This window comes from Kitasatospora sp. NPDC004799, assembly GCF_040609095.1.
In the GTDB taxonomy this organism is placed as follows: Bacteria; Actinomycetota; Actinomycetes; order Streptomycetales; family Streptomycetaceae; genus Kitasatospora.
Genome location: NZ_JBEXJK010000297.1, coordinates 1 through 10,156, shown reverse-complemented (window position 1 = coordinate 10,156; position 10,156 = coordinate 1). Strand labels below are relative to the sequence as shown.

The window sequence follows — 10,156 nt, the reverse complement described above, 5'->3', positions numbered from 1 at the left end:
CTATCGCGGTTCGCCACCCCCGGGGCCCGTTCGCCCCCCCCCGGCCCCGCCCCCCCCCCCGGGTCGCGGGCCCCGGCGCGCATCGCCCCAGGTCGGGGCGTGGACACGGCCGGAAGGCGGCGTGAAGATATGGCGCACGCCCGTACGGTTTGCCACCGATTGCGCGGAATTACACACCGTCAGGCCTTTGCCACGGTTCGCGAGCCCTCTTACGCTCCGGCGTCATGCCCTCACCCCTGATCAGCGTCGTGGTCCCCGCCTACGACCAGCACCAACAGCTCGCCGACTGCCTGGACTCGCTGCTCGCCCAGTCCCTGGCCGACCTCGAGGTGATCGTGGTCGCCGACCGCTCCCCCGAGACCGCGGGCGGGCTCGCCGACGCGTACGCGGCCCGGAGCCCCCGGGTGTCGGTGCTGCACCTGAACGCGGCGGTCGGGGTCGGGGCGAGCCGGAACGCGGGGGCGGCGCGGGCGACCGGCGAGTACCTGCTCTTCCTCGACGCCGACCACCTGCTGCCCCGGGACGCGCTCCAGACGCTCGCCGACCGGCTCAAGCAGACCGGCCCGGTGGACGTCCTGCTGTTCGGCCACTCCCGCCGGCACCAGGACCGGGACTGGCCCGGCGGGGCCGAGGCGCTGCTCGCCGAGGCCGGCCCCGAGCCGTTCGCGCCCTTCGACCGGCCCGCGCTGTTCGGCGCGCCGCCGCTGATCTGGGACCGGCTGGTCCGCCGCGGCCACTGGGCCGAGCTGGGCCTGGCCTTCCCGCCCGGCCGCTACGAGGAGGTCCCGGTGGCGCACGCCGCGCTGCTCGGCGCCCGGCGGGCCGCCGTGCTGGCGCGCGAGTGCGTCCAGCTGCGCCGCCGGGAGACCGTCCACCCGTCGAGCGGCCCGGGCAGCAGCGTCTTCGACCTGTTCGAGCAGTACGAGCGCAGCTTCGCGCTGCTGGAGGAGCAGCCGCACCTGTACGCGGTGCGCGACGCGCTGTTCGTCCGGATGATCCGGCACTACCTGTTCGTCTTCGACCTGGCGGGCTGCGTCACCCGCGCCGAGCGGCCGCAGTTCTTCCACCGGGCCGCCGAGCACCACCGGCGCTTCCAGCCGCCCGGCCACCGCCGGCCGGGCGGCCGCGAGGGGATCAAGTTCTCGCTGCTGGCGGGCGGGGCCTACCCGGCCTTCGAGGTGGCCAAGCTCTCCCACATCGCGCGCGGCACGCTCACCGGGCGGAAGTAGCTCCCCGGGCGGCCCCGGCCCGTCGGGCCCGGCCTCGCGGGACGGCCGCCCCGGGAGGGTGCCGTGCGACACCCCGTCCGCGACACCCCGACGGCGGTACCCCGGCCGTGCCCGGTACCGGTGCGGCGGCCCGGCTGGGATCATCGGCGGAGCCGTACTCCTGGGAGGTCCCTGGTGAGCCGTCCGTCCGCCGTCCCCGGGGCCGCACTGGCCCGCGAACTGGCCGCCGTGCTGCGCGGCGAGGTCCGCTTCGGCGCCGCCGAGCGCACCGTCTACAGCCAGGACGCCTCCAACTACCGGCAGTTGCCGCTCGGCGTGGTCAAGCCCGCCGACCTCGACGACGTGCGCACCGCGCTGGCGCTCTGCCGCGAGCACCGGGTGCCGGTGGTGGCGCGCGGCGCCGGGACCAGCATCGGCGGGCAGGCGATCGGTCCGGGCGCGGTGGTGCTGGACTTCCGCCGCCACCTCGGCGCGGTGCTGGAGCTCGACCCGGAGGCCCGCACCGCGCGCGTCCAGCCCGGCACCGTGCTGGACGACCTCCAGCGCGCCGCCCGGCCGTACGGGCTGCGCTTCGGCCCCGACCCGTCCACGCACAGCCGCTGCACCCTCGGCGGCATGATCGGCAACGACTCCTGCGGCTCGCACTCGCTCGCCTGGGGGCGCACCGCCGACAACGTCGAGCGGCTGGAGCTGCTGCTCGCGGACGGCACCGAACTGACCGTCGGCGGGCGGCTCGACGCGGACGGGCGCGCCGCGCTGCGCGCCCTGCCCGGCCGGGCGGGCCAACTCCACACCGAAATCCAGGAGTTCACCGACCGCAACCTCGCCGTCATCCGGCAGGGCATGCCGCGGCTGCCCCGCCGCACCTCCGGCTACCCGCTGGACGCGCTGCTGCCCGAGCACGGCCACGACCTGGCCCGGGCGCTCACCGGCACCGAGGGCACCTGCGCGCTGCTGCTCGGCGCCACCGTCCGGCTGGTCGAGGCCCCGCCCGCCCGGGCGCTGGTGGTGGCCGGCTACCCCGACGAGGGCGCCGCCGCCGACGCCGTCCCGGCGCTGCTGCCGTACGGCCCGCTCACCGCCGAGGGCATGGCCGCCGACCTGATCGCCGCGCTGCTCGCCGCCGGGCCCCGCCCGCCCGCGCTGGACCGGCTGCCCGCCGGCGCGTGCTGGCTGTTCCTGGAGGCCGGCGGCGCCACCCCGCTGGCCGCCTACCAGGCCGCCCGCCGGCTCGCCGACGCGGTGCGCCGCGAGCGCTCGGCCACCGTCGCCCTGGTCACCGACCCGGTCGAGCAGCGCCAGCTGTGGGCCGTCCGGGAGGCGGGCGCGGGGATCGTCACCCGGCTGCCCGGGGGCGGCGAGGCCTGGCCCGGCTGGGAGGACTCCGCCGTCCCGCCCGAGCGGCTCGGCGACTACCTGCGGGACCTGCGCGCCCTGCTGCGCCGGCACAGCCTGCGCGGCGTCCCGTACGGCCACTTCGGCGACGGCTGCGTGCACCTGCGGATCGACTTCCCGCTGGACGAGCCCCAAGGGGTGCTGGTGTTCCGGGAGTTCCTGGAGCAGGCCGCCGATCTGGCGGTCTCGTACGGCGGTTCGCTCTCCGGCGAGCACGGCGACGGCCAGGCCAGGGCGGAGCTGCTGCCACGCATGTACCCGCCCGAAGTCATCGTCCTCTTCGGCGAGTTCAAGCGGATCTGGGACCCGGAGAACCTGCTCAACCCGGGCGCCCTGGTCGACCCCCGCCCGCTCGACGCCGACCTGCGCTTCGTCACCGCCCCACGCCGCGCGCTGCCGACGGCCCTGCCGTACGAACAGGACGGCGGCAGCCTGGTCCGGGCGGTGCACCGCTGCGTGGGCGTCGCCAAGTGCGTGGCCCCGGGCAGCGGGGTGATGTGCCCGAGCTACCTGGCCACCGGCGAGGAGCGGCACTCCACCCGGGGGCGGTCCCGGCTGCTCGCCGAGATGCTGCGGGGGGACGCCGTCCCGGACGGCTGGCGCTCGCAGGAGGTCCGGGAGGCGCTGGACCTCTGCCTGAGCTGCAAGGGCTGCGCGAGCGACTGCCCGGTCCACGTCGACATGGCGACCTACAAGTCCGAGTTCCTGTACCAGCACTACCGGCACCGGCCGCGCCCGCTCGCGCACTACTCGATGGGCCGGCTGCCGCTCTGGCTGCGGGCCGCCGCGCTCGCACCCGGGGCCGCCAACACGCTCGCCCGCTCCCGGGCCGGCGGGCTGCTCAAGCGGCTCGGCGGGATCGACCGGCGCCGGGTGCTGCCGGTCCTCCCGCCGGAGACCTTCACCGCCTGGTACCGGCGGCACCGCGCCGCGCACCCGGCCCCGGCGGGCGCCCGGCCGGTGCTGCTGTGGCCGGACACCTTCTCCGAGCACCTCCAGCCGGACGTGGCGCGCTCGGCCGTCGAGGTGCTGGAGCACCTGGGCTTCGACGTCCGGCTGCCCGCGGGCCCGGTCTGCTGCGGCCTCACCTGGTACTCCACCGGCCAACTCGACGCCGCCCGCCGGGTGTTGCGGCGCAGCCTGCGGGTGCTGGCGGCGACCGGGGTCCAGGCCGACACCCCCGTGGTCGGCCTGGACCCGAGCTGCACCGCGACCCTGCGCGAGGATCTGCCCCGGCTGCTCGGCGCGGAGGGCCGCCCGCTCGCCGAGCGCACCCGCACCTTCGCCGAGTTCCTCGACGCGTACGCCCCGGACACCCCGCTCCCCCGGATCCCGCTGGACGCCGTCACCCAGACCCACTGCCACCAGCACGCGGTGCTGGGCAGCGCCGCCGACCGCCGGGTGGAGGCCCGGCTCGGTCTGAACAACCGGGTACTGGAGGCCGGTTGCTGCGGCCTGGCGGGCGACTTCGGCTTCGAGCGGGGCCACTTCGAGGTGTCCGAGGCCATCGCGGAGCGGGTGCTGCTGCCCGCGGTCCGGGCCGCCGGGCCGGAGACGGTGGTGCTGGCGGACGGCTTCAGCTGCCGCACCCAGATCGCCCAACTCGCCGACGGGCGGCGGGCCCTGCACCTGGCGGAGCTGATCGCCCGGGAGCTGCGGCCCGCCGGGTGACTACGCGGCGCACCTCAGCCCTCGGGGTGACTACGCGCCGCGCTTCGGCCCTCCGGGCGACCGGGCCGGACCGGGCCTACGCGTGCGCCGCGAGGAAGGCCCCGGCGTGCGCCGCCGCCTCCTCCCTGGTCCGGTGGCCGGCGGCCGACCCGCCGCGCTCCCCGTCCGCGCCGACGGCCGTCCAGCGCCAGCCGCCGGAGGCCTCGTCCTCGGCCAGCTCGGCCGTTCCGCCGAACAGGTCGAGCGAGCCGGGGCGGGCTACCGGACGGCCGACGGCGTCCGGCCACTTCTTCCGGGCGCCCTGCCGGGTGATGCCCCAGGCGGCGCCGAGCTGCTCGTAGCTTGCGCCGTACGAGCCCGCGGTGGCGGCCGCGCCGGCCGTCAGCCGCTTGACCTCCGCGTCCACCAGCTTCCAGGCGGACAGCACGGAGAGGGCGACCTCGACCGGCTCGGCGTCCCACATCCGCTCCGCGGGCAGACCGGTCGCCCGGGCGCGCACGGCGGCGGCGAGCGGGTCGAGCGCGTCCAGGAGGGCCTTGGCCAGCACGGTCCGTTCCTCAGGGGTGATCTCCACGATCGTCATGCCGACAACTTTAGTTGCCGAATCCGCATTCGACAACCAAAGTTACCGACGCAGCCGGTCCAGCGGGCTCGACCCCGGCCGCTCGGGCGCGAAGGGGGTGCCCGAGGAGATCCCGCGCCAACCCACCACCAGCGCCTCCCCCAGGAAGCCCACGCCGATCGACAGCTGGACCGGCCGGGCGTCCGAGGCCAGGCCGAAGCGCGCGGCCAGCGCGGCAAAGCCGGCCATCACGGCGAGCGACACCGCCGCCACCAGGAAGGTCCGCCCGGTGTAGCGCTGCCACAGCACGCCCTCCCGCTCGTAGACCCGGATGGTGGCGCCGCGCACCGCCCCCAGCGCGACGCCGAGCACGGCGCCCGCCGCGATCCAGCCGTAGTCGGACGCGCCGAGGCCCTGCCGCCGGGCGACCGCCCACACCCCGAGGCCGGTGAGCAGCACCGGCGGCGCGAAGAGGTCCCGGGCGTTGAGCGGCTCGCCGCGCAGCCGCCGGATCACCACCACCACGACCACGACGGCGATCAGCCCCGCGTACATCCATCCGCTCATGTCCCACTCCCCCATTTTTTGTAGCTCGACCGTGCTAAATCAGCAATTTAGCTCGCCCGTGCTATAACGGCAACATGCCGAAGATCGTCGACCCCGCCGAGCGCCGCCAGGCCGTCGCGGACGCCGTCCTGCGCGTCGCGGCCCGGGACGGGCTGGAGCACGCCTCGCTGCGCAACGTCGCCGAGGAGGCCGGACTGGCCGTCGGCTCGGTGCGGCACTACTTCGCCGGCAGCTCGGAGCTGATGATCTTCGCGATGCGCGAGCTGGCCCGCCGGATCGAGGCCCGCATCAAGGTCCACGCCGCCGTCCTGCTCGACCCGGCCCCCGGCACCGACCGGCGCGAGCGGACCGTCCGGCTGCTCGCCGAGACCCTCCCGCTGGACGCCGAGCGCCGGGAGGAGTCCGCGCTCTGGCTCTCCTTCGTCACCGCCGCCCGCGCCCGGCCCGACCTGCGGCCCCGCGCCGCGGAACTGCAGGCCGGGCTCGACGACCTGGTCCGGCGCGTCCTGGTCGAGTCCGAACGCTCCGGCGGCCTGGCCCCCGGGCTCGACCTCGACGTCGAGACCCGGCGGCTCTCCGCCATGCTGGACGGCCTCACCCTCCAGGCCGTCCAGCACCCCGACCTGGTCGGCCCGGACGAGCTGCGCGCGGTGCTGCGCCACCACCTCGACACCTTGGCCGCGCCGCCGACACCCTCTGCTCCGGCCTCCTGACACCGCGCCAACGCCCCCGGCACAATGGCGCGATGACCCTCACCACCGCCGAGGCGGACAAGCTCCTGGCCGACCACTTCGCGCCCTGGGTGCAGGACCTGGGCCTGACGACCGCCGAGACCGGCGAGCGCCACGCCGTCCTGCGCCTGCCCTGGTCCGACCGGCTCGCCCGGGAGGGCGGCGGGCTGTCCGGCCAGGCGCTGATGGCCGCCGCCGACACGGCCTGCGTGATCGCCGTCTCCTCGGCCCGCGGCGGCTTCGGCCCGATGACCACCGTCCAGCAGTCCACCAGCTTCCAGCGCGCCGTCCTCGCCCAGGACGTCCTGGTGCACGCCCGGATCACCAAGCTCGGCCGCCGGATCGCCTTCCTCGACGTCACCCTCGCCCCCGAGGGCACCGACGGCGCCGAGGAGCCGGCCGCCCACGCCACCGCCGTCTACGCCCTGGGGTGACCCTGCCGGAGGTCGCACCGGCACGACCGCGGCCCGCGCCCGTTCCCCGGGCGGGGCCGCGGCCCGTGTGCGCACGGCGGGTCAGCCCTGGGCGGCCCCGGCGGGCGCCTCCTCCGCGCAGACCGCCGAGACGAACTCGGCGACCCGCGCCTGCGGCAGGCCGCGTGCGATGTCCGCCTCGGTGATCATGCCGACCAGCTTGTGCTCCGGGTGGTTGATCACCGGCAGCCGGCGCACCTGGTACTGCTCCATCACCCGCAGCACCTGCTCGCAGTCCTCGTCCGCCTCGACCGTCATCGGCCGCCCCTGCGCCAGCTCGCCCGCCGTCACCGACGCCGGGTCACGGCCCTCGGCGACGCAGCGCAGCACGATGTCGCGGTCGGTCACGATCCCCAGCAGCTTGTCGCCCGGCCCGCAGATGGGCAGGGCGCCCACATGGCGATCCCGCATGATCCGGGCGGCGGCCGCGAGCGTCTCGTGCTCGCGGATGCACTCCGCGCCCGGGTGCATGATGTCGCTGGCTCTGGTCATGGTCCGCCTCCTGACCTGGCTTCCCTTCCCCTCGTCCATCGTGGTCCGGGCGGATGGCCGACGCCACCGGGGCCCGGTGGGCTCAGCCGTCCCCGCCCGGGGTCGTGGCGCGGCGCTGCTCGACGCCCCGCTCGACCCGGCCGTCCGGCGACTCCGGACGGTCCAGCGGCGAGTGCTCCAACACCTCCTCCAGCGGCGGGAGTTCGCGCGCGCCCTGGTCCGGTTCCAGCTCCTCCTCCGGGACCTCGCCGCTCTCCACGGCGTCCTCCGCGGCCTTCGCCCCGGCCGCGGCCGCCGCGGCCGTCAGCAGGTTCCGCTGCTGGACCTCCGTCGCGCTGTCCAGGAAGCGCAGCAGCTCCACCGGGAAGGGCAGCACCAGCGTCGAGTTCTTCTCCGCGGCCACCTCCACCACGGTCTGCAGCAGCCGCAGTTGGAGCGCGGCCGGGGTCGCGCTCATCACCGCCGCGGCCTCCGACAGCCGCTCCGAGGCCTGGTACTCGCCGTCCGCCGTGATGATCCGGGCCCGCCGCTCCCGCTCGGCCTCCGCCTGCCGGGCGATCGAGCGCTTCATCGACTCCGGCAGCGCGACGTCCTTGATCTCCACCCGGTCGATCTCGATGCCCCAGCCCAGCGCCGGGCTGTCGATCATCAACTCCAGGCCCTGGTTGATCGGTTCCCGGTTGGCCAGCAGGTCGTCCAGCTCGCTCTTGCCGATGATCGAGCGCAGCGAGGTCTGGGCGACCTGGGAGATCGCGAAGTTGTAGTCCTGCACGTTGACGGTGGCCTTCACCGGGTCCAGCACCCGGAAGTAGACCACCGCGTCCACCCGCACGGTCACGTTGTCCCGGGTGATGCCCTCCTGCGCCGGGATCGGCATCGTCACGATCTGCACGTTCACCTTGCGCAGCCGGTCCGCGATCGGCAGCAGCGCCACCAGCCCGGGATCGCGCACCTCGTCGCGCACCTTCCCGAAGCGGAACACCACGCCCTTCTGGAACTGCTGGACGACCCTGATGCTCAGGCTCGCCCAGATCGCCCCCAGACCGACGAGCCCTCCGAGGGCACCCAGCACCGCATCGACGATCATCGCGGCCTCCTCGCGGCCTGCGCGCACACCGGCGCGTCCGGCCGCCGCCGACCCGGACCGGCCGGGGACCGCCGGAGCAACTGATTCCACGCTACGCCTGCCCGGCCCGCGCCGGACCGAACGTCCCGGAGCCCCGGGACGTCCCGGCGCCCTAGGATCTCGACCGTGGCCCCGCACTCCACCTCCTCCGCTGCCGACGACCCCGACGACCCCCGGCACCCCGCCGAGGCCGCCGCCCGGGCCGGCGGCATCGCCGCGCTGGACCGCGTCGTCACCGGCTGCCGGGCCTGCCCGCGCCTGGTCGCGTGGCGCGAGGAGACCGCCCGGACCAAGCGCCGCGCCTACCTGGACTGGGACTACTGGGCCCGCCCGATCCCCGGCTTCGGCCCGCCGGACGCCCCGCTCGTCCTGGTCGGCCTCGCCCCCGCCGCCCACGGCGCCAACCGCACCGGCCGGATCTTCACCGGCGACCCCTCCGGCGACCTGCTCTACGCCGCCCTGTACGACCTCGGGTTCGCCAACCGCCCCGAGTCCGTCCGCCACGGCGACGGCCTGGAGCTGTCCGGCGTCCGGATCACCGACCCGGTCCGCTGCGCCCCGCCCGACAACAAGCCCAGCACCGCCGAACGCGACACCTGCCGGCCCTGGATCACCCGGGAACTGGAGCTGATGCGCCCCACCGTACGGACGGTCGTCGCCCTCGGCGGCTTCGCCTGGCAGGCGATGCTGCCGGTGATCGCGGACGCCGGCTGGCAGGTCCCGCGCCCCCGCCCCGCCTTCGGCCACGCCGCCCTGGCCACCTTCCCGGCCCGCGACGGCGGCCCCGACCTGCGGATGTACGGCTGCTACCACGTGAGCCCGCGCAACACGAACACCGGCCGCCTGACCCCCGCGATGCTCCGCGACCTGCTCCGCACGGCCGCCCGCTCAGCCGGCCTCACCCCGCGCCGACCGGACCGGGCCACCCCGTCAACAGCCCGCGAGAGCTGATCCCCGCGACGCCTGGGAACCCACCGCCGCACACCAGCACTCGCCCGGCCAGAGACGCCGCTGACCGGACCGGCTCACCCTTCCTGCCCGGCCGCCGCCACACCTCCGGCACAACGCCGACCAGCCCCTCGGCGGCCGGCGGGCTGCCACACGACACGCCGCGACCCCGACAACACCGCGAGCCCCAGAACCTGCCGCACGCACCGGATCGCTCAGCGGGGCTCGCCCCTGGTAGAGCCTGCCTTCGATTTCCCGCCGCCCCGCCCGGCAGTCGGGCGGGGCGGCGTGGGCGTGCGTGCCACGCACGGCGAACGTGGAGGCGCCGCCCGCCCGAAGGCCGTCGGCGGAGCCGCTTCCATGGGGGCCGTTCGCGGCCGATGGCACCACGGCGAGGTGCGCTCGTGCGCCAGGGCGGCTCCCCGCCGACGGCTGGAGGCGCCCCGGCCGCCGGGCCGGCGGCCATGGCACGACGAGGCGTGCTCGAGTCCTGGGAGCCGCTCCCCGCCGGAGGCCGGGGCGAGGCCCGCAGCCGGCGGCAGCCCGCTAGCCGAACCGGGCCACCTTCGGTTTGGCCGCCCGGCGCCAGACGTCCGGCAGCCGTCGCCGGGCGGCTTCCTGGGCGGCGAGCTGGCGGCCGTACAGCACGCCGTAGCCGAAGGGCTCGCCGCTGGCCGCCGCCTCGGCGGCGAGGGTGCTCGCGGCGACCACGGCGTCCTGGTGGTCGCCCAGCACCTCCTGGACGGCCCGCATCCGCCGGGCGTAGCGCTCGGCCCGGGCGCCGACCGCCGGGGCGGCGGTCTCGCCGGCGTAGCGGGCCCGCTTGGCCGCCTTGCGGGCCTCGTGGAGGGCGAGGTCCCGTTCCCCGGGGGCGGCGGCAGGCGGACGGGACGACGGCTCGCCTTCCCGTTTGCCGTGGGTACGGTGCGGGGCGCAGCGGCGCCTACTCCTGCGGGAGCATC

At 76.2% G+C, this 10,156-nt stretch carries 10 protein-coding genes; 5 read left to right on the top strand and 5 right to left on the bottom strand.

Annotated elements, in window-relative coordinates; translation table 11 throughout:
• Positions 1-224: 224 nt before the first annotated feature.
• Positions 225-1,229: a glycosyltransferase family 2 protein gene (locus ABZW03_RS29350; protein ID WP_355264695.1), complete on the top strand. Its 1,005-nt coding sequence runs from the start codon at positions 225-227 to the stop codon at positions 1,227-1,229.
• A gap of 174 nt (positions 1,230-1,403) precedes the next feature.
• Entirely contained in the window at positions 1,404-4,295 is a 2,892-nt protein-coding gene (locus tag ABZW03_RS29345; RefSeq protein ID WP_355264692.1) for an FAD-binding and (Fe-S)-binding domain-containing protein, read from the top strand.
• Positions 4,296-4,371: 76 nt separating this feature from the next.
• Here the strand turns inward: ABZW03_RS29345 and ABZW03_RS29340 are convergent, their stop codons facing one another.
• Positions 4,372-4,878, bottom strand: a complete 507-nt coding sequence (locus tag ABZW03_RS29340; protein ID WP_355264689.1) for a hypothetical protein — start codon at positions 4,876-4,878, stop codon at positions 4,372-4,374.
• A gap of 42 nt (positions 4,879-4,920) precedes the next feature.
• Positions 4,921-5,424 carry a DUF1453 domain-containing protein gene (locus tag ABZW03_RS29335; RefSeq protein ID WP_355264686.1) on the bottom strand — a complete coding sequence of 168 codons (504 nt, stop codon included), beginning with the start codon at positions 5,422-5,424 and terminating at the stop codon, positions 4,921-4,923.
• Positions 5,425-5,498: 74 nt separating this feature from the next.
• On the opposite strand from ABZW03_RS29335, the gene ABZW03_RS29330 reads away from it, so the two are divergent.
• Both ABZW03_RS29330 and ABZW03_RS29325 read left to right on the top strand, forming a co-directional pair.
• Complete coding sequence (locus tag ABZW03_RS29330) at positions 5,499-6,137, top strand: TetR family transcriptional regulator C-terminal domain-containing protein (protein ID WP_355264683.1); 639 nt, start codon at positions 5,499-5,501, stop codon at positions 6,135-6,137.
• Between the two features lie 32 nt (positions 6,138-6,169).
• A complete protein-coding gene (locus ABZW03_RS29325; protein WP_355264680.1) occupies positions 6,170-6,589 on the top strand; it encodes a PaaI family thioesterase in 420 nt (139 codons plus the stop codon).
• An 81-nt stretch (positions 6,590-6,670) separates the two neighbouring features.
• Here the strand turns inward: ABZW03_RS29325 and ABZW03_RS29320 are convergent, their stop codons facing one another.
• A complete protein-coding gene (locus tag ABZW03_RS29320) occupies positions 6,671-7,120 on the bottom strand; it encodes a CBS domain-containing protein (RefSeq protein WP_355264677.1) in 450 nt (149 codons plus the stop codon).
• A gap of 82 nt (positions 7,121-7,202) precedes the next feature.
• The gene (locus ABZW03_RS29315; RefSeq protein WP_355264674.1) at positions 7,203-8,207 is read right to left on the bottom strand and encodes a slipin family protein; all 1,005 of its coding nucleotides are present in this window, start codon (positions 8,205-8,207) and stop codon (positions 7,203-7,205) included.
• A 249-nt stretch (positions 8,208-8,456) separates the two neighbouring features.
• Between ABZW03_RS29315 and ABZW03_RS29310 the strand changes: the two genes are divergently transcribed.
• Complete coding sequence (locus ABZW03_RS29310; RefSeq protein ID WP_355264698.1) at positions 8,457-9,197, top strand: uracil-DNA glycosylase; 741 nt, start codon at positions 8,457-8,459, stop codon at positions 9,195-9,197.
• A gap of 543 nt (positions 9,198-9,740) precedes the next feature.
• Here ABZW03_RS29310 and ABZW03_RS29305 read toward each other — a convergent pair.
• Positions 9,741-10,156: CHAD domain-containing protein (locus tag ABZW03_RS29305; protein ID WP_355264671.1), on the bottom strand; the 416-nt coding region annotated here is incomplete at its 5' end.